This window comes from Acinetobacter sp. WCHA45 (genome assembly GCF_002165255.2).
GTDB lineage: Bacteria > Pseudomonadota > Gammaproteobacteria > Pseudomonadales > Moraxellaceae > Acinetobacter.
In genome coordinates, this window is the sequence record NZ_CP028561.1 from 2,577,728 (window position 1) to 2,602,158 (window position 24,431).

Below are 24,431 nucleotides of genomic sequence, written 5' to 3' on the forward strand. Positions count from 1 at the left end.
TCATGACGAGACAAGTATTTTGCCGCAAATATAAACAAGAGCTTGAAGGTTTAGACTTTGCACCATTCCCAGGTGCAAAAGGTCAAGAATTCTTTGAGACGGTTTCAAAACAGGCTTGGCAAGAATGGTTAAAACACCAAACCACGCTCATTAACGAAAAACGCCTCAATGTATTCGAACCCGATGCGAAGAAGTTTCTTGAAGAGCAACGGGAGAAGTTCTTCAACAATGACGAAAGTGTTGAAAAAGCAGAAGGTTGGACGGAACAAAAGTAAATCGTTTCAACTAACACCACTGAATAAAAGAGGGCTAAATATAGCTCTCTTTTTACATGACATTTACATAAGTAATAAAGGTTTACAGAGTATACACAGTTGTCTACGTGACAGATCAACACTCTCCGCTTATATTGAATATCAGAAGCAAAAAGAGATAGTTCGATATCTCAAGTAACACATAATATTTCTCTCCCAGACTTTCCCCCGAAGTCTGGGATTTTTTTTATTTGTATGATATCAATTTATATAAAAATCATATTCACGGTTATATTAGGTCAATCAATTGCCCAGCAACGTTGTTCAAATTACGCTAACCCCATAATAAAAAACACCTTAGGATTTTGAGAAATTATTGGATGACTACTCTTAAAATTTACCAAATGACTACTTCATTTCCGATGACTTTATGCAACGTATGGCAATAAAAAAAGCTGCTCATTATGTAGCAGCTTTGAATCTTTATTTGATGATTATTTTTGATTCACTTTTTGTTCAATTTCTTCAATACTGGTATGACGTACATCCATACCTTTTGCCATATAAATAACTTGCTCTGAAATATTACGGGCATGATCGCCAATTCGCTCAAGCGAACGCAATACCCACATCACATTAATCACACGCGTAATATGGCGTGGGTCTTCAATCATGTAGGTCATCAAAGTTCGTGTTGCAGACTGATATTCACGATCAATATCCACGTCTGCCATCACCACTTTTAAAGCCTGATCAACATCTAAACGCGCGAAAGCATCCAAAGCATCATGAATCATAACACGCACTTGGTTACCAATATGGCGTGTTTCCATATAACCGCGTGGAGACTCACCTTCTTCACATAAATTTTGCGCAATACGAGCAATTTTTGAAGCTTCGTCACCAATCCGCTCTAAATCTGTATTTGCTTTACTCATCGCAATGACCATACGCAAATCAATTGCAGCAGGATGACGGCGGGCGAGAATCAAGGTCAAACCTTCATCAATATCACGCTCATATTGATTAACAACATTATCTTTAAATTGAACATCAATCGCCAAATTTTCATCTGTGTCTAATAAAGCATGAATTGCATTTGCAACCTGCTGCTCTACTAAGCCACCCATGGTCATAAATTTGGTATGTACATCTTGTAAGTCTTCATTAAATTGTGAAGAAATATGGTGACTTAACACAGGATTACTTGGACTCACAGTATGCCTCCACTAGACACATGGAAAAATGATTGGTGATTAAAACACAGCAATGATGAAACTTTTATGACAATAACACAGCTGAGCCAAAAGTCGATTGCTGCGAATTGATAAAACAAAAATCTAAAAATCTGTTAGTCTAAATACCTAGCTTGACGGAGCGCAGTTAATTAACTGCTGAGATTATCTTAATCGCAAGATTTAAAGATGAGTACCGTTGAACCTGATCAGGTTAACACCTGCGTAGGAATCAAGCCCAACAAAAGCCTCGCCTTTATTTATCAAAGAGATAAATGCGCTATCGTTTTTGCTCGTGCTTGATTCGTTAATGTAATACATAAGGATCATGCCATGAACCAATTAACGAATCTTCCCTCTGCTGATATTTCTGCTCAACATGAGCAAGATGCTAAAGATTTAACCCGTATTTTACCTGCTTCACGCAAGGTTTATGTTGAAGGTTCTCGCCCCGATATCCAAGTTCCATTTCGCGAAATTAGCTTGACAGAAACGCCGACAGGTTTAGGGGGTGAATATAATCCTCCTGTTATGGTTTATGACACATCGGGTGTTTATACCGATCCTGATGTCCAAATTGATTTAAATCAAGGTCTACCTTCTGTCCGCCAAACTTGGATTGAAGAACGTGATGATACCGATGTACTCTCAAGTTTAAGTTCTGATTTTGGTCAGGCTCGCTTAAAAGATATTCGTACTGCTGACATTCGTTTTGCTCATATTCAAAACCCTCGTCGAGCTAAGGCAGGGAAAAATGTTACGCAAATGCATTATGCGAAACAGGGCATTATTACGCCTGAAATGGAATATATTGCAATTCGTGAAAATCAACGCCAAGGTGACGGCGTAGACATGCGTCAGCATGCAGGACAAAACTTTGGTGCTCAGAATTTAAGAGAAATTACACCTGAATTCGTGCGTCAAGAAGTTGCCGCAGGTCGTGCAATTATTCCTGCCAACATTAATCATCCTGAAATTGAACCAATGATCATTGGTCGCAACTTTTTAGTAAAAATTAATGCCAATATTGGGAACTCCGCTCTAGGTTCATCGATTGATGAAGAAGTTGCTAAAATGACATGGGCAACGCGTTGGGGCGCCGACACGATCATGGACTTATCGACAGGTAAGAATATTCATGAAACCCGAGAATGGATTATCCGTAATTCACCTGTTCCGATCGGTACTGTTCCAATTTATCAAGCTTTGGAAAAAGTAGATGGTGTCGCGGAAGATCTCACTTGGGAAATCTTTAAAGACACACTGATTGAGCAGGCTGAACAAGGTGTGGATTATTTCACTATCCATGCAGGTGTACTATTACGTTACGTACCCATGACCGCCAATCGTCTCACCGGTATTGTGTCTCGTGGCGGTTCAATTATGGCGCAATGGTGTCTTGCGCATCATCAAGAAAACTTCTTGTATACGCATTTCGATGAAATCTGTGAAATCATGAAAGCCTATGACGTTTCATTTAGCTTAGGTGATGGTTTACGTCCAGGCTGTATTCAAGATGCAAATGATGAGGCTCAATTCAGTGAGCTTAAAACCTTAGGTGAATTGACACATCGTGCTTGGGAACATGATGTTCAGGTGATGATTGAAGGTCCCGGTCATGTGCCTATGCATATGATTAAAGAAAATATGGATCTACAACTTGAAGTTTGTAAAGAAGCACCTTTCTATACACTTGGTCCACTCACCACCGATATCGCACCAGGTTATGACCATATTACTTCTGCAATTGGTGCTGCAATGATTGGATGGTATGGCACAGCAATGCTGTGTTATGTCACACCGAAAGAGCACTTAGGTTTACCAAACAAAAAAGACGTCAAAGACGGCATTATCACTTATAAAATTGCAGCACATGCAGCAGACTTAGCCAAAGGTCATCCGGGTGCTCAAGTTCGTGATAATGCATTATCGAAAGCACGTTTCGAATTCCGATGGGATGACCAGTTCAACCTCAGCTTAGACCCTGATACAGCACGCAGCATGCACGATGAGACTTTACCCAAAGAAGCACACAAATCTGCACATTTCTGTTCTATGTGCGGACCAAAATTTTGCTCGATGAAAATCACGCAGAATGTGCGAGATTATGCACAAAATCAGCACAATGCTAAGCAATCAAATGATGCTGAAAAAGATGTTGAAGCAGGTCTCAATGCAATGAAAACCGCTTATCAGGAACATGGTCTAAAATTGTACCACAAGCTGTAAATCGACTAAAAAAAGATTTGCCCACGAATCAATCTCGGTTAGGATGAGATATGTACAATCTCATCCTGATTGAAGATGAATATTCTTGACCACGCCAGCTATTCAGCATCCGACGTTACGATAGAATCTCGGGAGTTTTTATTCCGAGGATTCATTCAAGTTGAGAAAGTGAATCTTACGCACCGACTATTTCATCGATCTGAATATTCACCAATTATTCAGCGTGAACTTATACATCGTCCAGAAGCTGCTGGCGTTTTACTTTATAACAATCAGCAACAACGTTTCGCACTTATTGAACAATTCCGAGTTGGTGCATTAAATGACTCCGAGTCAGCATGGCAACTTGAGATCATTGCGGGTGTACTGGATGGAAATGAATCTCCAGAAACCTGTATTCGTCGTGAAAGTCTAGAAGAATCAGGCTGCGAAATTAATGAATTGCAGCATTTATTCAGTTTTTATCCTTCTGCTGGTGCATGCGCTGAGTTTTTTCATTTATATGCTGCAGAAGTTGATTTACCAAGCAGTGGTGGCATCTTTGGCGTTCCAGATGAAGGGGAAGATATTCAACTCCATTTGTTTGATTACGCTGAAATCACCATGTTATTCAAAAATAATCGCTTGAAGAATGCCCCTGTCATCATGGCATTACAATGGCTTAGTCAACATATACAACGACAATAAATCTGAAAGGGGATAAGACGGTGACTTTTCAAGTCTCAAAATTATCACAAAAAGATTTTGTGATTATACAAATTACTGATACTCATTTATTGGAGTATCCTCATTTAGAGTTTGTCGGGATGCACCCTGAACAAAGCTTTCATGCAGTAATTGACTTGATGCGCCAACAACATCCGCAGATCGATATGATTGTGCATACTGGAGATTTAGCACAAAACCCAACAACTGTGACTTATGATCGCTATCTTAAGCATATGCAGAGTATAGGTATTCCCTTTTTTCAGACGCCTGGCAATCATGATGATGTATCTCACTTCCCTTTTCATGGAGCAGATCCGCATCAACCTATTGTTGTAGAAATCGGCGATTGGTGCATTATTTTACTCAATAGTGCACAGCCAACCAGAATTGAGGGCAAAATTGCAGAGACTGGCCTTGAACAATTAACAGAATTATTAAAAAAACATCATGATCGTCATATTATGATTGCCTGCCATCACCATCCTTTTGCGATGGAATCTGCTTGGATTGATCAACATAAACTAAAGAACTCATCTGATTTACTCGAAAGGATTCAACCTTTTCAAAATATCAAAGCCATCATCTGTGGTCATGTCCACCAAGATTCCATTAACACATGGCAAGATATTCAATTTTTATCAACGCCATCAACCTGCATACAATTCAAACCTAAAAGTGATAAGTTCGCACTCGATGAAGAACATCCGGGTTACCGCTTTATTAAACTGAAAGCAAACGGAGAAATCGAAACTCAGGTCTATCGTTTATCAACTTCACAGCGAATGAATAGCTCTGAAGTCTTGGGATATGACTAAACTTTTGATTACAAATTACATTCTCGTTTTCTCACAAAATCTGGACGGGAATGACTACCATCTTGCTGAAAAACTCTATATGATGTCGACCCTTGATGGGAAAAACCATCTTAGGTTTCTATAAAAACACTTGCATATCACCATATTTTTTGCGTATAGATAGTACGTGTAAGATGAGGAATGCCCTATATGGCGAATGACAACCAAAATCAAGTCTTGGACGAACAGACAGAAGTGATCGACGATCAAAAATCGGCTGTGAAACGCGTACGTAAAACCAAACCAAAAGCTTCAGAAGGTGGTACAACTGCCAGCTTATTTGGAATTGCACCTTATCAGCCGAAGAAAAATGAAGAATATATGTCTGAAGGACAGCTTGAGCATTTCCGCCAAATTTTAAATGCATGGAAAGCTGAGTTAATGTCTGAAGTTGATCGTACATTGAACACAATGCAAGATGAGTCAACTGCTCTTCCTGACGTCAACGACAGAGCAACGCAAGAAGAAGAATTTGCGATTGAATTACGTACACGTGACCGTGAGCGCAAACTCATTCGTAAAATCGAACAATCACTTGAAACAATTCAAAACGAAGATTACGGTTTCTGTGAAACTTGTGGTATCGAAATTGGCTTACGCCGTTTAGAAGCACGTCCAACAGCGACTTTATGTATCGATTGCAAGACTTTGGCTGAAATCAAAGAAAAGCAAAATAACGGTTAATAATCCCTCCCAACCTCCCTTTGAAAAGGGAGGAATACTACGAATTGAAAGATTTATGATATTCGAGTATTTCCCCTCCTTTATAGGAGGGACTGGAGAAGGATTGAAATACACAACCATAAAATCTTTATGCCTTACATCGGACGATTTGCCCCCTCTCCAACTGGCCCATTGCATTTTGGCTCCCTACTCACCGCAGTCGCAAGTTACTGTGATGCCAAAGCCAACCACGGCAAATGGCTAGTTCGAATTGAAGATACCGATATTCCTCGTATCTATCCCAATAGTGAAAACCATATCCGATCTTGTATTGATGCCTTTCAATTTGAACCCGATGCAGAAATTATTTGCCAAAAAGATCGTTTAGAGATTTATGAACAAGTTCTTGAGCAGTTAAAACACTTAGATGCGATCTATGCCTGTCAATGTACCCGTAAAATACTGGGTTCAAATCATATTTATGTTGGTACTTGCCGCGATTTACATCTGGATTTCAATGATCAAGCTATTCGCTTGAAAGTTGCCGATCAATTGATTTGTTTTGAAGATCGCTTACAAGGTCAGCAATCTTCCAACTTAAAACATGATTTAGGTGATTTCGTACTCAAGCGCCGTGACGGCATTATAAGCTATCAATTGGCTGTGGTCGTAGATGACTATTTACAAGGTATTACGCATGTGGTTCGCGGCGCAGACCTTTTAGACAATACCGTCAGACAAATTTGGTTAGGCTCTTTACTGAATTATCCATCTCTCAACTATATGCACCTCCCCCTTGCCATGAATCATCAAGGGCAAAAACTGTCTAAACAAAATTTGGCTCAAGCACTGGATATCAGCAAAGCATCAAACCTCTTACAGCAGGCTATTTTAGCTTTAGGGCAACCTTTGGTTGAACTTGACCAGCCACGCATCATGCTGCAACAAGCTGTTCAACAATGGGACATCAAGGTAATTCCTAGAGGTATCCATCTCACAGGTACTTTCTTATAAGCCATAAAAAAGCCCTACTTAAAGTAGAGCTTTTTATTTTCGATACGATTAGAAATTTGATTCTTCTTTAACTGGATTAAGTTCTTGCGTTGATGCATCAATTTTCAGAATTAAACTAATCATTGCAGCACACATCATTAAAGATGTACCGCCATAACTAATAAACGGCAAAGTCAAACCTTTAGTCGGCATTAAACCCATATTCATGCCAGCATTTACCAAAATTTGCATCAGAAAAATAATGCTAATGCCATATGCCAAATAACCTGCGCGTAAGTAGTTATGTTGCAGAGCACGATGTCCTATTCGAATACAGCACGCTAACATCGTAAAGGACAATACCATCACCAAGGTGACGCCAACAAAGCCAAATTCTTCGCCAAGAACCGCTAACATAAAGTCTGTATGCGCCTCTGGAAGATAGGAAAGCTTTTGTACGCTGTGTCCTAAACCCGTTCCAATCCATTCTCCACGTCCAAATGCCATCAACGCATTTGATAACTGATAACCAACACCTAATGGGTCAGCCCAAGGATTCGTAAAGGAAATTAAACGCTGGAAACGGAATGGTTCAAATAAAATAAGTGCCGTAATCCCTGCAAAGATTGCTCCTAACATAATTAAGAATTGTGTTGCTGGTGCACCTGCCAAGAAAAACACACCAACCATCATGAGGACAATAACAACCGTTGCACCGAGATCGGGCTCTGCAACAATAAATCCAACTGTCAGTGCCATGACACCACTCAGGCGCAACAGGCCTTTCCAATGCGTTCGAACTTCTTTAGCACGGCGAACAACATAGTCAGCGGTAAAAATCGCCATCACAATCTTGGCAATTTCCGTCGGTTGTAAAGTAAAACCACCGAGCTTAATCCAACGATGTGAACCGTTTACTTCCGAACCTACGACCAACACTGCCAATAGTAGTACCATCGTCACAAGCCATAATGGAAAAGCATTTTTAAACCATAAGTTCAAGGCAACTCTATAGGTTAAGAATGCCACCACAGCAGCAACAACAATCGAAATTCCATGACGAATTAAGAAATAAAATGGATTCTCATGAATATATTCGGCATATGGCATCGATGCGGATGCCACCATGACCGAACCGAAACACAGCAAAGAAATGACGCAAAAAATGAGAATATTACGTGCTGTCATTTCCGCAGGAAGCTTGGGCAACCGACTCAATAATTGTGAAATCTTTTGTACCGTATTTTGGGCTAAATCAGCCATAGATCAGTTCCTAATTTTTATTTTCATTCAGGGCATTTACACATGCCACGAATTGATGTCCACGATCATTATAGCTTTTAAACATATCAAAGCTTGCACAAGCTGGTGATAGTAAAACGACATCTTCAGCCTGAGTATATTTCTGTGCGAGAGCTACAGCTTCCGATAAACTCGTTGCGTGTTGGATTACAGTGGTACCTTGAATAGCTTGTTCAATCACAGCTGCATCTTCACCAATCAGAATCGCTGATTTTACATATTTTTGAATCGCATCTCGTAATGGTTTGAAATCCTGACCTTTACCTTGACCTCCTAGAATTAATGCTAGTTTGCCATGTTTCACTTCAATAGCAGCGCCTAAACCATCAATTGCAGCAAGGGTTGCACCGACATTGGTTCCTTTAGAATCATTATAGTAACGCACCCCAGAAACTGTTTTCACATATTCACAGCGATGCTCTAAACCTTTAAAGTGCTTGAGTGTTTCCAACATGGATTCAGTATCTAAACCAATCGCCTCACCCAGCGCCAAACATGCGAGTGCATTAGCAACATTGTGCATACCTTGAATATACATATCAGAGGTTTTCATCAAACGTGCCCTGCCACGCGCTAACCACATCGTGCCATCAGCATCACGAAGCACGCCATATTGATTTAAATCAGGTGCATTCAAACCAAAACTTTGCATTGGTGTAACATCAGGTACCAGCGGACGACTCAAATTGTCATCGCGGTTATACACCACTTTTTTCACGCCTTGGAAGATTCGATGTTTGGCCTTGTGATAACCGAGCATATCACCATGACGATCTAAATGATCTTCACTCATATTCAAAACAACTGCGACTTCTGCATTTAAATTTGAGGTTGTTTCTAACTGAAAACTAGATAACTCTAAAACAATTAACTCTGGCTTATCTTTGAGCAAATCTAATGCAGGACGTCCTAAATTCCCGCCTACAGCGACTTTTCGACCAGCTTCTTGTGCCATTAACCCAATCAGCGTCGTTACTGTGCTCTTTGCATTTGATCCTGTAATTGCAACAATTGGGACTTCAGTAGCACGACGTAGTATTTGAATATCACCAACAACAGGAATACCTTGTTCAATTGCTTGTTGAATTTCTGGCAATTGCGGCGCAAGTCCTGGACTAAGAATAATTTCTTCTGCTTGTAATAAAAGTTCTGTATCCAACTTTCCAAAACTGGTACGAACACTGGTAGGAATTTGATCATGCCCTGGCGGTGTTTCCCGAGAATCCGTTACTGCAACTTGGTAGCCTTGTTCATGTAGGAAGTTGACTGCTGACACTCCCGAAATCCCTAAGCCAGCTACAACTTTTAATCCACCACGTTGTATTAACATTTTTGCCCCATTTTTTTGCAGATTACAGAATGCAAAAATGTTAGCACTTTACTGTTTTAAATGCTTTTTCAGTTTTCGTTTTATTCAGGCTTTTTTGTGTCAGTGCGTAAAAGTGAATCTATATCTTGTATAGGGAATTGTTCACATTCAAAAGATGTTTGTGATATGAGCCGTATAGCGCAAAATTTTTAGATAAAAATACGTTTCGCGAGATTTAGTCATTCTGAATGAAGAAAGATAACGCAGTGACAACAACAATCGTTCTCTGTAGGGCTTTGACTAAAATGCTCACCATTCCCAATTAATTAGGAATAAAATAAGAAAATACCCATAAAATGATCGCAACATACATTATCCCATCAATTTTCTTGGCTGTGGCATTTCGTAGCTGAAAATGAATAATCTCAGGTCTTAACCATAAATACATAAAACAGAGATTAGAACCTAAGCAAGATAAAATTGCTTTTAAATGATGAGTTTCCGACCAATTCAGAATAGCAAAAATATTCAGCAACACGATGAAACCAAACAAAATTAACTTATGTCTAAGGCTCAATACTTTTATTTCTATATTTTCTAGTTGATTCATTCTGTGACTCTTTATTTTAGTTCTTTGATTATTAAAAAATTGCCCATACCCTAGCATATGAGCAATCATTATCTTTTAACGCCATTTGATCGCTTGAATGGTTTCCTGTTTCTTGGGTTCATTGTTATCATCGACAGCACAGCCGCAACCTCCGCCACAACCCACCACAATTTTAGGTTTTAACCATGTTGCCAAACGGTACCAACCAAATCGCTGACATAGATTTGACAAAATAAGCGACAAGGAACTTGCGGTTTTAGGGAATACTTTCTTAAAAACGACAAAAGCACTCCATAACACTAATACAGCAACAATCGAATACTCAAACATAAGCGACTCCTTTTAGCCCCAAATGCGTGATGCAATTTGGTAGGTGAAAAAAGACATTAGATAAGCCAAGCCAAACAAATACGTTGCCATGATTGCAACATATTTCCATGAACCCGTCTCACGGCGTACCGTTGCTAAGGTTGCCAAACAATGTGGCGCATAAATAAACCAAACCAATAAAGATAAACCTGTAGCCAATGACCAACCTGTACCATCCATACTGATTAAATGTGATAAACCTTGTGCCACTGCATCATCATCAGCGCCAGATAAAGCATAGACCGTACCCAATGCTGCAACGACTACTTCACGTGCTGCCATCGCTGGAATTAATGCAATACAAATCTGCCAATTGAAACCAATTGGGGCAAAAATTGGTTGTATCAGGTGCCCCAACATTCCTGCAAAGCTATAATCAATTGCAGGCTGTGTCGCACCATCTGGTGCTTGTGGGAAAGTACATAGGAACCAAAGTAAAATCGAAAGAGCGAAAATAATTCCACCCACACGTTTTAAGAAGATTTTGGCGCGATCTAATAATCCAATCCCGACACTTTTTAAATCAGGAATACGATAACTTGGTAACTCAAGTAATAATGCATGTTGTGATTTATCTTTTTGTAGAAATTTCATCACAATCGAAACACACAATGCACTGACAATACCCGACATATATAAGCCAAAGAGTACCAAACCTTGCAGGTTGAAAATTCCCCATACCATTTGATTTGGAATAAATGCTGCAATCAATAAGGCATAGACGGGTAATCGTGCTGAACAAGTCATTAATGGTGCAACCATAATCGTGGTAAAACGATCACGCGGATCACTAATACTACGGGTTGCCATAATACCCGGCACTGCACACGCAAAGCTTGAAAGTAACGGAATAAACGCACGACCACTGAGGCCTGCTGTAAACATTAATTTGTCGAGCAAAAAAGCTGCGCGTGGTAAATACCCAGACTCTTCCAACACTAAAATAAAGAAGAACAGAATCAAAATTTGGGGCAAGAACACAACAACGCCACCTGCACCCGCAATAATCCCGTCAACGACTAAACTATGGAGCAAAGGCTGCGAAATATAGGTACCAAGTGTCGTACCTAACCATCCGAAAAGGCTTTCAATCCCATCCATAAATGGAGCTGCCCAAGCAAATACAGCTTGGAACACAATAAACATCATCACAGCAAGGCTTAATAAGCCCAATACAGGATGCAAAAATATTTTGTCGAGAAAATCGGTTCGCTTATCTTCCTGATCAACAAAGTTCACCACATCTTTAAAAATAATTTGGATCTTTTGATGATGCTCACCCGTTAAACCACTGAGTTCGGTATGGGGCACTGTATATTTTTGTTGATCTAATGCGTGCAGTAAGTTCTCAATACCTGAGTTACGCACAGCGACTGTCTCAACCACGGGAACGCCCAATCGCTCTGATAATTTTTGAGTATTGATTTGAATTCCACGGCGACGTGCTTCGTCCATCATGTTTAACACAACAAGGATCGGACGCCCTAACTCAATAATTTCTAGCACTAATCCGAGATGAAGCTTTAAATTAGTCGCATCAACAACACATAAAAATGCATCTTGCTGCCCTTCTTCAGCAATTTTACCTTCACACACATCACGCGTGATTTCTTCATCAGGGCTTGTTGCTTGCAAACTATATGTTCCAGGCAAATCAAGTACTCGAACATTTCGTCCTGAAGGCAACTGAAAATGTCCAACCTTACGCTCTACTGTGACCCCTGCATAATTGGCAACTTTCTGGCGTGTTCCAGTTAAGTGATTGAATAAAGAAGTCTTACCACAGTTTGGATTTCCCACAAGGGCAACACGTAACGCATCACTCATGCAGGTGCTCCTTCAAATTGGATTTCAATTTTATCGGCTTCAGTTTTACGTAATGCAAAACGCGTAAAACCAATTTGGATTAGAATCGGATCGCCACCAAAAATACCTTTGGTAATCACCTGTACTTGTGTACCAGGCACAAAGCCTAAACTCTCTAAACGAATAGCCACAAGGTCTGGCTGTTCGGTATCATCGACTAAGCGATTCACTTTAGTAATCATCGCCGTTTGCTTGACTTTTAATGCTGACAATCGCACCGCTTCTAACCCTAAACTCTTTTCTCCAAGAGTATACAGGCAAATGAGAATAATTACCAAAAACAATCTCAATGGCATTCGCTTCTGTGACAGATCGACAACAATTCATTTTTCTTTTACAGTGCAGTTGAATGAAGGACTTTTCTGATTATGTTAAATAAAAAACCTCGTATTCCAACTGCAGTCACAATTCCAGAACATCTCAGTTTTTTACACGGTTTTCGTGATTATTTAGTAGCGCAAACCGTGAGTCCACATACACGAAATGCCTATCTATCAGATCTTATTCAATGTGCTGAGTTACATCCAAATGTGACATTAACGCAATGGTCCAGTGATGATATTGCTGATGTATTAATTGCACTCACTAAAGCAGGCAAAAGCCCACGCTCCATTGCACGCTGCTTGTCTGCTTTACGTCAATTTTATAAATTTCTGAGAGAACAGAAACTAAGAGATGATAATCCCGTGGCAAACCATCGTTCTCCTAAAATTGGACGTGCTTTACCTAAAGATTTATCAGAACAAGATGTAGAAGCATTAATCAATGCACCCGATGTGAATACGGCGCTTGGTCTCCGTGACCGAGCAATGTTTGAAGTGTTATATGCCTGTGGCTTACGTGTATCAGAACTACTTAATTTACGTTTGGAATTGATTAATCTAAAACAGGGTTTTCTTCGTATTACAGGTAAAGGCAATAAAGAACGCCTCGTCCCTCTCGGACAACACGCTTGTGAGTGGATCGAAAAATATCTCGCCGAATCACGACCTCAGCTCTATAAAAGTAGTACGGATTATTTATTTTTGACGCAACATGGCGGCATCATGAGTCGGCAAAATTTTTGGTATGCGATTAAACGTTATGCACTACAAGCGAATATTCTCGCTGAACTATCCCCACATACCTTACGACACGCGTTTGCAACACATTTACTCAATCATGGTGCTGATTTACGTGTTGTGCAAATGCTACTTGGCCACAGTGATTTATCAACTACTCAAATTTACACGCATGTTGCTCAGCATCGGATGCAAGAACTACATAACAAATACCATCCAAGAGGATAAAACTACCTTTTATCAATCAACATGATTTCATTCACATGGCATCAGCAAGATTTAACGAACTCAGTTTAAATTTTTGGTATGCTTGGGCAAGCTTATAAATACAGTATCAAAGGTTGTTTATGTTGTTTACTCGGTCTCAGTTGTTCATTGCATGTGCATTAACCTCAACACTTTTGATCAGCGCTTGTTCAAAAGAAAATTCAGCACAAAAGCCTGATGCTCTGACGGCGAGTGCACCAGCCACGGGTGAAGCATCAACTTTAAATGAACGTAATGCACAACAACGTCTGGTTTCTACTTTAGAAAAACATTTTAAAACCGCCAATATTAATGCCAAAATTCTTGCCATTAAAAAAACCGAGGTTCCAAATTTATTTTGGGTGAGCCTAGAAGGCATGGGATCAGTTTATGCGACCAGTGATGGGCAATATATCATTCAAGGTGATGTCATTCGTCTTGGTGAAAAACAATTAAAAAATGTGAGTGAAGCTTTACAAGCGACTGAAAATAAAAAGCACTTAGCAGCACTCAAAACAGAAGACCTTATCGTTTACCCAGCACAAGGGGGTAAAGCGAAACACGTCATTTATGTATTCACTGATTCAAGCTGCCCTTATTGTCACAAACTACATGAACATCTTGCCGAAATTAATGCGAAAGGCATTGAAGTCCGTTACATCGCATGGCCACGTGGAGAGCAATTTATGCCAACCATGCAAGCGATTTGGTGTAGTCAAGATCGTAAAGCTGCATTCGATCAAGCTGCGCAAGGCTTACCAGTTGCATCAGCAGAATGTAAAAATCCAGTTCGTGATCAATATCAATTAGGCTTAAATATGGGCGTGAATGGTACACCTGCAATTTATAATATTGAAGGTGTGTATTTAGGTGGATACATGACTCCAGATGAAATCATTAAACGCCTAGAAAAATAAAACATTCTCTACACCACCTCACCACGACTCGGGCGACAGATTAAAGATGATCTTAGCCCTAGTGTCTGCGCACTTTTTTAGCTATGATCAAGCTTCATTAAAATGATTGAATAAAATGGAGTGTGACGTGAAACCAGTTCGTCTGGCGATACTCGGTCTTGGTACTGTAGGTGGTGGAGCCCTTAAATTATTACAAGAAAATGCTGCTGAAATTAAACGCCGTACCGGTCGCGAAATTCAAATTACACATGTAGGCACACGCCGTCCACGTCCAGATTTACAACTCGAAGGGATCAAACAAAGTGATGATCTCATGGACATCGTACGTCAACCTGATGTTGATGTCGTAGTCGAAGTGATGGGCGGTATTCATCCTGCCTATGAAGTTATCATGGAAGCCATCAAACATGGCAAGCAAGTGGTTACTGCCAATAAAGCACTACTTGCAGAACATGGTAATGAGTTGTTTAAAGCAGCTGAAGATAATGCTGTTCAAATCGCTTATGAAGCAGCGGTTGCTGGTGGTATTCCAATTATTAAAGTCATTCGTGAAGGTCTAGCTGCAAACCATATTCAATGGCTTGCAGGTATCATTAATGGTACAGGTAACTTCATTCTGACTGAAATGCGCGAAAAAGGCCGTGCATTTGATGATGTGCTCAAAGAAGCTCAAGAACTCGGTTATGCTGAAGCAGATCCAACTTTTGATGTAGAAGGCATTGATGCTGCGCACAAACTCACTATCTTGGCGTCATGTGCTTTTGGTATCCCATTACAGTTTGATAAGGTCTACACAGAAGGCATTAGCAAAATTACCGCACAAGATGTGAAATATGCTGAAGAACTTGGCTTCCGTATCAAACATTTGGGTATTGCGCGTCGTGCAAGTAATGGTATTGAGTTACGTGTTCATCCTACACTGATTCCAGCAGAACAACTGATTGCCAATGTGAACGGTGTTAAAAATGCGGTATTGGTACAAGCACATGCCGTAGGCCCAACGCTTTACTATGGTGCTGGTGCTGGCGCTGGTCCAACGGCTTCTGCAGTTGTTGCTGATGTGATTGATATCGTACGTGATATTTCTTATACCGAAGATGGTGCAGGAACGATTCCACAATTAGCATTTGAAGCACTAACGAACATGCCTATCCTGAGTCGTGAAGAAATGACGACTGGATACTACATCCGTTTAAATGCTGAAGACCAAACGGGCGTACTCGCTGATATAACCACCATCCTTAGCCGTGCTGGTATCAGCATCGATGCGATCATGCAGCAATCTCGCTTGAAAGATTTGATTCCTATCGTGATTTTGACAGACCCAATTGTTGAATCAAAAATGGATGAAGCACTTGCTCAAATTCAAGCATTACCAGCTATTCGTGGCGAAATCGTAAGAATTCGTTTAGAATCGCTCGATAGTTAATCAGGTTGAGGGAAAATGCATTCCCTCTCCCAGCTCTACCTCATATTGGAACACCATCATGTCGAATGCCAATCGTTATACTGGTCTTGTAGATCGTTATCGTGACCGTTTACCTGTGTCTGCAACTACACGTGCAATTTCTCTAGGTGAAGGAAATACTCCTCTTATTAAACTTGAGAATATTCCACGTATTATTGGCAAAAACGTTGAAATCTATGTGAAGTACGAAGGTCTTAACCCAACAGGTTCATTTAAAGACCGTGGTATGACGATGGCTGTAACAAAAGCTGTTGAAGAAGGTTCAAAAGCGATTATCTGTGCATCTACTGGAAATACTTCAGCTGCAGCAGCGGCATATGCAGCACGTGCAGGAATTAAAGCATTCGTTTTGATTCCTGAAGGCAAAATTGCAATGGGTAAAATGGCTCAAGCAATGATGTACGGTGCAATCACCATGCAAATCCGCGGTAACTTCGATGACGGTATGCGTCTAGTAAAAGAAGTAGCAGATCAAGCGCCTGTGACTATCGTAAACTCAATCAATCCTTACCGTTTGCAAGGTCAAAAAACCATTGCGTACGAAATTGTTGAAGCTCTAGGGCGTGCACCTGACTACCACTGTTTACCAGTAGGTAACGCAGGGAATATCACTGCACACTGGATGGGGTATACAGAAGCAGTAGCAAATCAACCTGCTGATCAGTTCGAACAAGTCATCTATGATGCCGCAACAGATCAATTCACGGGTCCTAAACCTGAAGGCTTACCAACGATGGTTGGTTATCAAGCTTCTGGCGCAGCGCCATTCTTACGTGGTGCTCCAGTGGAAAGTCCAGAAACCGTTGCAACGGCTATTCGTATTGGTAATCCACAAAGCTGGAATCATGCAAAAGCAGTTGTACGTGATTCGAAAGGTTGGTTCGATGAACTTCAAGATAGCGAAATTCTTGAAGCTCAACGCTTACTTTCTATGTATGAAGGTGTTTTCGTAGAGCCAGCTTCTGCTGCTTCTATCGGTGGTGCTATTCGTGACATCAAAGCAGGTAAAATTGCTGAAGGTTCTGTGATCGTATGTACTGTGACAGGTAACGGTTTGAAAGATCCAGATACAGCAATCAAACAATGTGCGGATGCTGTGATGTTATCCATCGATGCAACGATGGATCAAGTTAAAGATTCTATTCTTTCAAATATGTAAGAATAAATTTTTAGTAATAAAAAACCAGTTGCTTGCAACTGGTTTTTTATTAACTAGAACATGATTTTATTCTTCATATTCATAATCTTCATCATAGCTATATTGTTTCGCTAAGTCTTTTTCAATTTTTTGAATTTCTTCTAGACTAATTTCCTTAATTTCAAACAAAGGCTGCTTCAATAGCGAATTCACAGCATACAATGCTTCATCTTGCCAAGCATCAATGACAAGAGTTTGTTTTGCTTCATCATAACTTAAACCAGATTGTGTACTAATCATTGCTTGCAATAAAATCGGTTGGGCTGAAAGTTCATCCAAGCTGCCTTTTATTTCAATTGCTGAATAATCATAATCAGCAAAAATATGCTCAACTTTAGATTTAAAAGCATCTAAACTTTCTGAATATATTAAACCCGCAAAGCATTCATCATGCTCCTCCACCCATTGTTGTTTTTTTACAGACCATAAACTATAGAACTTGACTTCATTTTCGAATTCAACCAATTGGAATTTTTGCATTCCAGCAAGCTGAATAAATTCAAAGGTATCATCGTCACTTAAACTTGCAGGTAATACATCGTCAGAAATATCCCCTTCTTCGCAAATATGTTCACCACAACGTGAATATACGAAGTCATCTAATTGCTGCAATAATGCTTCATCAGCATCAAAAAGGGATTCAACTTCATATAATGCAAAATCACGCGCTCCATCTATCTCAAGTTTTTTATAAGCTAATTCAGCCTGTTGCTTATTATCAAAAACATTTGCAATACGATTGCCAGCTACGTAGAAAACTTCATCGTTATAACCAAAATACTTGGCACGAATCACATAAGTCGCCATCTTATTTCCCCAATTTTAGCTTTTTTGAAATCAAAATAAATATTAATGTCTGAAATGCTAATCTAACAAAAATTACTCAAAATAGAAGTGATAAAGCATTTTTTACGTCATAAAATGTCGTTACGTTATATAAAAAAGCTCCTCAGATGAGGAGCTTGACATACATTAGTGGTTAAATTCTTTTCGGTAAAGTACTCAGCCAAGTTAATAAATTGGTTGCATCATTGGTACGTGCTTGTGAAGTTGAAGCTCCCAATAGCACGACTACAGCAGGACGTGAATTAACAGTTGCATGCATGACCACACAGCGCCCAGCCTCACCGATATATCCTGTTTTAGATAGATTAATATTCCAACCACCATTACGCACTAAGGCATTGGTATTATTTGACTTAAGCACACGATAACCTAAATTAAAATCATAAGTTGGCGTGGTAGAAAATTGACGAATCAAGCCATATTGAGAAGCAGCACTCACCAAAATACCAAGATCACGTGCGGAAGAAACGTTATGAGGATCTAAACCTGTTGATTCTGCATAACGGGTTGAGGTCATTCCTAATTGTTTTGCTTTTGCATTCATTGCAGCAATAAATGCTGAACGTCCGCTTGGGTAAGTCCTCGCTAATGCTGCCGCAGCAGGATTTTCTGATTTCATCAAAGCGAATAACAAAAGTTCCGCTCGATTCATGGTATCGCCTACTTTCAAGGTCGAACTTGAATTCTTTCCACCTGCACCCGCAAAGTCAATTTGCTGTAGCGTGATTTCTTCCGACATATTCAGCCGTGCATCTGCGGTAATCACAGCCGTCATCAATTTGGTAATTGAGGCAATCGGTACCGACATATTACTGTTTTTACTAAACAGTACTTCGCCCGTTTGTGCATCCATCACCAAGGCTGCACGTGCATTTACAGCGGGTTGGCTACTGAAATGAGAGGTATCTCGAATCTGTATGCTTTTTTGTGGCGTTGCAGATGAACTAATACTTGCAGAACCACCACTTCGTAAAGTGGTTGTAACCGAAGTTGAACCTTGCGGGCTGATCTCTAATGAATCATCATCTTGCATCAATTGGCTTGCATCACTTGCAGACCAATTTAACGAAGCTGAAGAACTATTCGCACTTGTAGAGGCTGGATTGTTGTTTACAACCAGCTCAGCATAACTTGTTGAACTAAGCGCCAACAAAATAGACATGCTCAAGGCATGCATGATAGATTTTTTAGAATTTTTCACGACACAATACTCAACTCGGGACGCTGCACATTTGCGCTTAATAACATTATGCCTTACATTTGAACAAATCGGGTAAAGCTTTTATAGACACAATTGTGTACAACTATTCTCTAAACATGGAGAATAGGATTGCTAATTTTGTCGTTTGATTGCAAGCTCATTTTTCTTTATGTAACAAAAAAATCGTTTTTTTGAAAAAAGGAGGTCTTCTTGATCACTGTTCTCGTTGTTGATGATCATGAACTCGTACGTACAGGCATTTGTCGTATGTTGGAAGACCACCCAGATGTAGAAGTCATTGGACAAGCTGAATCTGGAGAAGAAGCGATTGCTTTAGTTCGATTAAAGCATCCTCAAGTTGTACTATTAGATGTCAATATGCCGGGAATTGGTGGCGTAGAAACAACACGTCGCCTTTTACAAACAGCACCTGAGACTAAAGTGATTGCTGTTAGTGGTTTAGCGGAAGAACCCTACCCATCGTTGTTATTAAAAGCAGGGGCAAAAGGCTATATCACAAAAGGTGCGCCTATTTCAGAAATGGTACGTGCAATCAATAAAGTCATGCAAGGTGGTAAATATTTCAGTGCAGATATTGCCGAACAGCTTGCGAGCTCTTATCTTTCAGATACGCAACAATCCCCTTTTGACGCACTCTCTGAACGTGAAATGCAAGTCGCAATGATGGTGGTTAATTGTATTAGTGCTCAAGAAATCGCTGACAAATTATTTGTTAGTGTTAAAACTGTAAATACTTATCGCTATCGAATTTTTGAAAAACTAGCAATTGATAGCGATGTAAAATTAACCCATCTCGCCATCCGTTATGGACTCATTAAACCTTAATCATATTAAGTGATCGCTTATGTTGGGAAAAATTGCGTCCTCAGTGTCCCAAACCGTTTATCGGCTCGGAATTTGGTATAGTGGATATCGACTGATTATTTCAATCAGTCTAATCCTTATTTACTTACTTACCGCAGAGCAGCTTGCTACCAATTATGATTATCCATTTTTATATTTTTACACTCTGATTTGTTATATCAGCTTTAATATTTTTCAGCTTTTTTTACTAAAAATAGTTCCATTACAAATCAGCAAACAGCTCATTTTTATTTTTATTATAGACGTGATCTGTTTAAGTGTGATTACCTTTTCGGCAGGCGGTCCGAACTTACAATTAAGCTTATTGTACGTCATCATTATTTTCTCCTCAGCAATTCTCCTAAATGCTCATCTTTCACTGATTGTGACGCTTTTTGCCGTTATTATGGTGGTTTATCAACGTTTTCTGGGCAACTTTTTTGACTACAATAATTTAAATCATCTCGGCAATAGCGCTCTCCTTGCCTTTCTATTTTTTGTGGTGCATGCGATTGGCCGTATTGCGGTGCAACGATTTAAAATTCTGGAAACCTTAACTTTCCACCAATCTATCGAGATCCATCAACTCCAGAATATTAACCGTTATATTCTCGAACAAATTGAGGATGGCTATCTGGTTCTGGATGAAAGCAACCATATTGTACTGAGCAATCCCGCCGCCAATACCCTACTCGGTGTTCATTTTTCGATGTCCACAGAGAAAACGCCTTTAATCAAATGGCAACCAGATCTATTTGAATTGATTCAGCTCAGCGACTTAAAAGATGGTGAAGAATTTAGTTTTGAATCGCAGCAAAGTCCATATACCGTTAATATCAAAGTTAAACATCTGATTGTGCCTGAGCAAGCCCTTATTTTATTGATTTTAAAAGATACACAGAAACTAAACCAACAAGTCCAGCAATTGAAACTGGCGGCTTTAGGACAGCTCTCAGCCAGTATTGCCCACGAAATTCGCAACCCTCTGGCTGCAATTGTACAGGCCAATGAATTATTTAAAGAAAGTGACAGTCATCAACAAGAAATGCTCTGTCGTATGATTAGCAAACAAGCTAGACGTATTGATAATATTGTGCAAGATACATTAGGCATGGCGCGCAACAAACCAACTGAGCCACAAGTCATTCAATTGGCTGATTTTTTTGAGAGCCTATTGAATGAAGATCTAGTCGATGCGAAACATATGATTAAACTCAATCTTGCAGAACGCATTCATATTCTTTTTGATGAGAAACAATTACGCCAAGTTCTAATTAACCTGATTCGAAATGCTCTGCGGCACAATGCACCTGATGCTCAATTTATTGAAGTGAATGTAGACTTAAAAGATGGCAGAACATGTATTGATGTCATTGATTTTGGTACGGGTGTCGCAAAACGAGATATTTCTCAGCTATTCAAACCATTTTTTAGTACCGAAATTAAAGGAACTGGTTTAGGATTGTACCTGTCTCACAGCTTTTGTGAGGCAAATCATGCAAAGCTCACCTATGTAGAGCGACAACAAGGAGCATGTTTCAGGATTGAATGCTCAAAAATTCATTGATTCAGATTAGGTTTTCGGGGAAATGGCAACTAAACAACCACTCGTCTTGCTAGTAGACGATGAAGAAGACTTATGTCTCCTCATGCAAATGACGCTTGCACGAATGGGGATTAAAACCCATCTTGCCTATCGTGTAGAGCAAGCAAAAAAATTCTTTACCGAGTTTCAGTACGATGCCTGTTTAACAGATTTGAATCTCCCAGATGGCAATGGTCTGGACTTGGTTAAACATGTCACACAAAACTATCCCAACACACCGATTGCAGTATTAACAGCATATGGCAATATGGATATTGCAATTGCTGCATTAAAAGCAGGTGCTTTTGATTTTGTCAGTAAACCGGTCAATCAAACTCATTTAGATCAATTGATTCAAAAAGCATTGAATCGACCACAGCCTGAACAAGAAGCTGCTGAAAGCGCATTAGAAAATAAACTTCTCATTGGTCGATCTACGCCCATTCAGCAATTACGGATTGCTTTAAAGAAAATTGCTCGATCTCAAGCCCCTGTCTTTATTACCGGTGAATCAGGGACAGGAAAAGAAGTTGTTGCCAATTTAGTTCATCGTCTGAGTAACCGTAGTGAAGGACCTTTTATTGCGATCAACTGTGGTGCTATTCCAACAGAGTTAATGGAAAGTGAACTATTTGGTCATAAAAAGGGCAGCTTTACAGGCGCATCCCAAGACAAACAAGGTTTAATTCTTTCCGCACATGGGGGTAGTTTATTCTTAGATGAGATCGCTGAATTACCCTTAAGTATGCAGGTAAAACTGCTTCGTGCTGTACAAGAAAAGAAAATTCGCCCTGTCGGCTCAGATCAAGAAATTGATGTTGATTTCCGGGTCATCAGTGCGAGTCATCAAGATCTTGAATTACTAGTGCAACAAGGTCGTTTCAGACAAGATTTATTCTTCCGCATTCACGTCATGGATATTGTATTACCTCCTTTACGTGAACGTGGGCAAGATATCTTATTGTTAGCAAATCACTTTATTCAGAAAATCAGCCAAGAATGGGAAGTCTCTGTCAAAACCCTTTCTTCTCGTGCTGAACAATTCTTATTGCAACAATATTTTCCAGGTAATGTACGCGAGCTTCGAAATATTATTGAACGTGCAATTACGCTCAGTGATGATGAAACCATTGATCTAGCTCATCTTCAAACAGCTCCTCTACGTAGCCCTATTGCAACGCCAACAGTCTCATTTTCAACACAGGATGAAAATGATCATGCGGTAAGCACTAGCCCTATGGGTTCTAAAAAGCTACCATCTGAAGGACTGGAGCTCTATCTAGAAAATATTGAAAAAGAGATTCTTCTCAATGCACTGAATTTAACCCATTGGAACCGAACGTTAGCAGCAAAGAAATTAGGAATGACTTTCCGTTCTTTACGTTATCGTTTGAAAAAATTTGGTTTAGATACAGAAGATGATGAATAGTCTTAAAAATAAAGCCCCTAAATAGGGGCTTTATTTTTAATTAAATTTTACTTTTTAGAACCAAATCTGTGACGTGTTCCAAATAACCATCTTCTTTCATTTCAGGTAACAACGGATAACTTTGATTCGGTTGAATCCCTTGACCTTCAATCATATTCCCATTGGGCGTGTAATAATGTGAGACCGTCATTTGCAATGCTGCGCCACTCGGTAATGGAAATAATTTCTGTACCACACCTTTTCCATAGCTATTTTCACCTACAACCCACGCACGTTTATGTTCTTTTAATGCTGCGGTGAATACTTCAGCTGCCGAGGCTGAACGATGGTTGATTAAGATACCTAATTTTATATTTTGAAATTCATTTGAAGGTAAAGCCTGAAATTGTTGATCTCCTTCTGAACGACTCTTTGTCGTCACAATTAATCCTTGATTCAAGAATAAATCTGTTGATTCAACAGCAGCCGACAATAAACCTCCTGGATTATTACGCAGGTCAAGAACGACAGCCTTGAGTTTAGTTGTACTATATTCTTCGATTAAACGTTTAATTTCATTCGCTGTATCTTGTTGAAACACTCTAATTTTAAGTACAAGCACCTGATTATGTAGTAAAACAGGTTCAATATCTGTCTCAACTTTTTTATTCCGAACCAGAATTACAGTACTATTGCTGTTTTCAGGCTGTATTTGCAGGGTGCTGCCAATCGAGCCATACAGCAGACCTTGTACTTGATCCTGATTTAAACTCTTTAATTCTTGATTATCGACTTTGAGTATGGCTTGTCCATTACGCAAACCCAACTTACTAGAATCAGATCCTGATTTTAGGTCTTGAATTTGCCATAAACGATTATGAGCATCGTAATTTAAATTGAAATCAACAGAAGCCAGATCACCTTCAGTGTATTGAATAAGCTGGCGGTATTCTTCGGCGGATAAATAACGAGAATAACGATCTAAACCGCTCACTAACCCTTTGATTGCTTGCTGAAAAAGTGCATCGTCTGTTTTTTTATCAACGTAGTTATCTTTCACAATCCCATAAATCTGTACAAATTGCTGAATAGATTCAAGTGGCACTTCAGCATTTCGACTTGTAGTCTCTTCCCCCCATCCTGAGGCATGTGTAATAGGTGCAGATAACGTATGTGATCCCCAACACATCAACAAACTCGCAAAGAACCCTCGATAAATGTTGTTGTGTTGGGTCATAAGTTCAC

23 protein-coding genes and 1 riboswitch are annotated in these 24,431 nt (G+C 39.7%); of the genes, 13 read left to right on the forward strand and 10 right to left on the reverse strand.

What is annotated here, in order from left to right; translation table 11 throughout:
- Positions 1–2: 2 nt before the first annotated feature.
- Positions 3–275: an oxidative damage protection protein gene (locus CDG55_RS13810; RefSeq protein WP_004773983.1), complete on the forward strand. Its 273-nt coding sequence runs from the start codon at positions 3–5 to the stop codon at positions 273–275.
- A 473-nt stretch (positions 276–748) separates the two neighbouring features.
- Here CDG55_RS13810 and phoU read toward each other — a convergent pair whose 3' ends face one another.
- On the reverse strand, positions 749–1,471 hold the full coding sequence (gene phoU / locus CDG55_RS13815; protein ID WP_087536549.1) for a phosphate signaling complex protein PhoU: 723 nt from the start codon (positions 1,469–1,471) through the stop codon (positions 749–751).
- 146 nt (positions 1,472–1,617) lie between these two features.
- A riboswitch (TPP riboswitch) is annotated at positions 1,618–1,738 on the forward strand.
- 84 nt (positions 1,739–1,822) lie between these two features.
- Between phoU and thiC the strand changes: the two genes are divergently transcribed.
- The 5 genes from thiC (at position 1,823) to gluQRS (ending at position 6,957) form a co-directional block, all read left to right on the forward strand.
- Positions 1,823–3,718 carry a phosphomethylpyrimidine synthase ThiC gene (gene thiC, locus CDG55_RS13820; protein ID WP_087536548.1) on the forward strand — a complete coding sequence of 632 codons (1,896 nt, stop codon included), beginning with the start codon at positions 1,823–1,825 and terminating at the stop codon, positions 3,716–3,718.
- Between the two features lie 75 nt (positions 3,719–3,793).
- Positions 3,794–4,405: an NUDIX domain-containing protein gene (locus CDG55_RS13825; protein WP_005163115.1), complete on the forward strand. Its 612-nt coding sequence runs from the start codon at positions 3,794–3,796 to the stop codon at positions 4,403–4,405.
- A gap of 20 nt (positions 4,406–4,425) precedes the next feature.
- The gene (gene cpdA, locus CDG55_RS13830) at positions 4,426–5,241 is read left to right on the forward strand and encodes a 3',5'-cyclic-AMP phosphodiesterase (RefSeq protein WP_087536547.1); all 816 of its coding nucleotides are present in this window, start codon (positions 4,426–4,428) and stop codon (positions 5,239–5,241) included.
- A gap of 189 nt (positions 5,242–5,430) precedes the next feature.
- Positions 5,431–5,964 carry an RNA polymerase-binding protein DksA gene (dksA, locus tag CDG55_RS13835; RefSeq protein ID WP_005163120.1) on the forward strand — a complete coding sequence of 178 codons (534 nt, stop codon included), beginning with the start codon at positions 5,431–5,433 and terminating at the stop codon, positions 5,962–5,964.
- Positions 5,965–6,093: 129 nt separating this feature from the next.
- A complete protein-coding gene (gene gluQRS / locus CDG55_RS13840; RefSeq protein WP_087536546.1) occupies positions 6,094–6,957 on the forward strand; it encodes a tRNA glutamyl-Q(34) synthetase GluQRS in 864 nt (287 codons plus the stop codon).
- Positions 6,958–7,005: 48 nt separating this feature from the next.
- Here the strand turns inward: gluQRS and ftsW are convergent, their stop codons facing one another.
- The 6 genes from ftsW to CDG55_RS13870 all read right to left on the reverse strand — a co-directional run bounded on the left by ftsW (position 7,006) and on the right by CDG55_RS13870 (position 12,610).
- A complete protein-coding gene (gene ftsW, locus CDG55_RS13845) occupies positions 7,006–8,199 on the reverse strand; it encodes a putative lipid II flippase FtsW (protein WP_087536545.1) in 1,194 nt (397 codons plus the stop codon).
- Between the two features lie 10 nt (positions 8,200–8,209).
- Positions 8,210–9,568, reverse strand: coding sequence for a UDP-N-acetylmuramoyl-L-alanine--D-glutamate ligase (murD, locus tag CDG55_RS13850; protein WP_087536544.1), 1,359 nt, complete (start codon positions 9,566–9,568; stop codon positions 8,210–8,212).
- Positions 9,569–9,869: 301 nt separating this feature from the next.
- Complete coding sequence (locus CDG55_RS13855; protein WP_087536563.1) at positions 9,870–10,157, reverse strand: hypothetical protein; 288 nt, start codon at positions 10,155–10,157, stop codon at positions 9,870–9,872.
- A gap of 75 nt (positions 10,158–10,232) precedes the next feature.
- Positions 10,233–10,487, reverse strand: a complete 255-nt coding sequence (locus CDG55_RS13860) for a DUF6587 family protein (RefSeq protein WP_005163132.1) — start codon at positions 10,485–10,487, stop codon at positions 10,233–10,235.
- Between the two features lie 12 nt (positions 10,488–10,499).
- The gene (gene feoB, locus CDG55_RS13865; protein ID WP_087536543.1) at positions 10,500–12,353 is read right to left on the reverse strand and encodes a ferrous iron transporter B; all 1,854 of its coding nucleotides are present in this window, start codon (positions 12,351–12,353) and stop codon (positions 10,500–10,502) included.
- Complete coding sequence (locus tag CDG55_RS13870) at positions 12,350–12,610, reverse strand: FeoA family protein (RefSeq protein ID WP_034600743.1); 261 nt, start codon at positions 12,608–12,610, stop codon at positions 12,350–12,352. Before CDG55_RS13870 ends, feoB begins: the two co-directional genes overlap by 4 nt.
- A gap of 150 nt (positions 12,611–12,760) precedes the next feature.
- On the opposite strand from CDG55_RS13870, the gene xerD reads away from it, so the two are divergent.
- The 4 genes from xerD to thrC all read left to right on the forward strand — a co-directional run bounded on the left by xerD (position 12,761) and on the right by thrC (position 17,243).
- On the forward strand, positions 12,761–13,681 hold the full coding sequence (gene xerD / locus CDG55_RS13875) for a site-specific tyrosine recombinase XerD (protein ID WP_005163144.1): 921 nt from the start codon (positions 12,761–12,763) through the stop codon (positions 13,679–13,681).
- Positions 13,682–13,800: 119 nt separating this feature from the next.
- Positions 13,801–14,616, forward strand: coding sequence for a DsbC family protein (locus tag CDG55_RS13880; RefSeq protein ID WP_087536542.1), 816 nt, complete (start codon positions 13,801–13,803; stop codon positions 14,614–14,616).
- Positions 14,617–14,743: 127 nt separating this feature from the next.
- Positions 14,744–16,045 (forward strand): homoserine dehydrogenase, encoded by a 1,302-nt coding sequence (locus CDG55_RS13885; RefSeq protein WP_005163149.1) that lies wholly within the window; start codon positions 14,744–14,746, stop codon positions 16,043–16,045.
- 58 nt (positions 16,046–16,103) lie between these two features.
- Positions 16,104–17,243 carry a threonine synthase gene (gene thrC, locus CDG55_RS13890; protein WP_004957346.1) on the forward strand — a complete coding sequence of 380 codons (1,140 nt, stop codon included), beginning with the start codon at positions 16,104–16,106 and terminating at the stop codon, positions 17,241–17,243.
- Positions 17,244–17,309: 66 nt separating this feature from the next.
- Here the strand turns inward: thrC and CDG55_RS13895 are convergent, their stop codons facing one another.
- Together CDG55_RS13895 and pbpG are read right to left on the reverse strand one after the other, a co-directional pair.
- The gene (locus CDG55_RS13895) at positions 17,310–18,089 is read right to left on the reverse strand and encodes a hypothetical protein (protein WP_087536541.1); all 780 of its coding nucleotides are present in this window, start codon (positions 18,087–18,089) and stop codon (positions 17,310–17,312) included.
- Positions 18,090–18,261: 172 nt separating this feature from the next.
- Positions 18,262–19,329: a D-alanyl-D-alanine endopeptidase PBP7/8 gene (gene pbpG / locus CDG55_RS13900; RefSeq protein ID WP_143225221.1), complete on the reverse strand. Its 1,068-nt coding sequence runs from the start codon at positions 19,327–19,329 to the stop codon at positions 18,262–18,264.
- A gap of 210 nt (positions 19,330–19,539) precedes the next feature.
- Between pbpG and CDG55_RS13905 the strand changes: the two genes are divergently transcribed.
- The 3 genes from CDG55_RS13905 to CDG55_RS13915 are packed head-to-tail and all read left to right on the forward strand — an operon-like array spanning position 19,540 to position 23,207.
- Positions 19,540–20,175, forward strand: coding sequence for a response regulator (locus CDG55_RS13905; RefSeq protein WP_005163158.1), 636 nt, complete (start codon positions 19,540–19,542; stop codon positions 20,173–20,175).
- 19 nt (positions 20,176–20,194) lie between these two features.
- Positions 20,195–21,760, forward strand: a complete 1,566-nt coding sequence (locus CDG55_RS13910) for a sensor histidine kinase (protein ID WP_087536540.1) — start codon at positions 20,195–20,197, stop codon at positions 21,758–21,760.
- A 22-nt stretch (positions 21,761–21,782) separates the two neighbouring features.
- Entirely contained in the window at positions 21,783–23,207 is a 1,425-nt protein-coding gene (locus tag CDG55_RS13915) for a sigma-54-dependent transcriptional regulator (RefSeq protein WP_087536539.1), read from the forward strand.
- A gap of 40 nt (positions 23,208–23,247) precedes the next feature.
- Here CDG55_RS13915 and CDG55_RS13920 read toward each other — a convergent pair whose 3' ends face one another.
- Complete coding sequence (locus tag CDG55_RS13920) at positions 23,248–24,423, reverse strand: S41 family peptidase (protein WP_087536538.1); 1,176 nt, start codon at positions 24,421–24,423, stop codon at positions 23,248–23,250.
- Between the last annotated feature and the right edge of the window lie 8 nt (positions 24,424–24,431).

Coding starts and splice junctions, on each gene's coding strand:
- dksA (WP_005163120.1), top strand. CDS start 5,431: ATGGCGAATGACAACCAAAATCAAGTCTTGGACGAACAGACAGAAGTG.
- ftsW (WP_087536545.1), bottom strand. CDS start 8,199: ATGGCTGATTTAGCCCAAAATACGGTACAAAAGATTTCACAATTATTG.
- CDG55_RS13810 (WP_004773983.1), top strand. CDS start 3: ATGACGAGACAAGTATTTTGCCGCAAATATAAACAAGAGCTTGAAGGT.
- thiC (WP_087536548.1), top strand. CDS start 1,823: ATGAACCAATTAACGAATCTTCCCTCTGCTGATATTTCTGCTCAACAT.
- thrC (WP_004957346.1), top strand. CDS start 16,104: ATGTCGAATGCCAATCGTTATACTGGTCTTGTAGATCGTTATCGTGAC.
- CDG55_RS13910 (WP_087536540.1), top strand. CDS start 20,195: ATGTTGGGAAAAATTGCGTCCTCAGTGTCCCAAACCGTTTATCGGCTC.
- feoB (WP_087536543.1), bottom strand. CDS start 12,353: ATGAGTGATGCGTTACGTGTTGCCCTTGTGGGAAATCCAAACTGTGGT.
- CDG55_RS13880 (WP_087536542.1), top strand. CDS start 13,801: ATGTTGTTTACTCGGTCTCAGTTGTTCATTGCATGTGCATTAACCTCA.
- CDG55_RS13855 (WP_087536563.1), bottom strand. CDS start 10,157: ATGAATCAACTAGAAAATATAGAAATAAAAGTATTGAGCCTTAGACAT.
- CDG55_RS13915 (WP_087536539.1), top strand. CDS start 21,783: ATGGCAACTAAACAACCACTCGTCTTGCTAGTAGACGATGAAGAAGAC.
- gluQRS (WP_087536546.1), top strand. CDS start 6,094: ATGCCTTACATCGGACGATTTGCCCCCTCTCCAACTGGCCCATTGCAT.
- CDG55_RS13860 (WP_005163132.1), bottom strand. CDS start 10,487: ATGTTTGAGTATTCGATTGTTGCTGTATTAGTGTTATGGAGTGCTTTT.
- CDG55_RS13920 (WP_087536538.1), bottom strand. CDS start 24,423: ATGACCCAACACAACAACATTTATCGAGGGTTCTTTGCGAGTTTGTTG.
- xerD (WP_005163144.1), top strand. CDS start 12,761: ATGTTAAATAAAAAACCTCGTATTCCAACTGCAGTCACAATTCCAGAA.
- murD (WP_087536544.1), bottom strand. CDS start 9,568: ATGTTAATACAACGTGGTGGATTAAAAGTTGTAGCTGGCTTAGGGATT.
- CDG55_RS13825 (WP_005163115.1), top strand. CDS start 3,794: ATGAATATTCTTGACCACGCCAGCTATTCAGCATCCGACGTTACGATA.
- CDG55_RS13895 (WP_087536541.1), bottom strand. CDS start 18,089: ATGGCGACTTATGTGATTCGTGCCAAGTATTTTGGTTATAACGATGAA.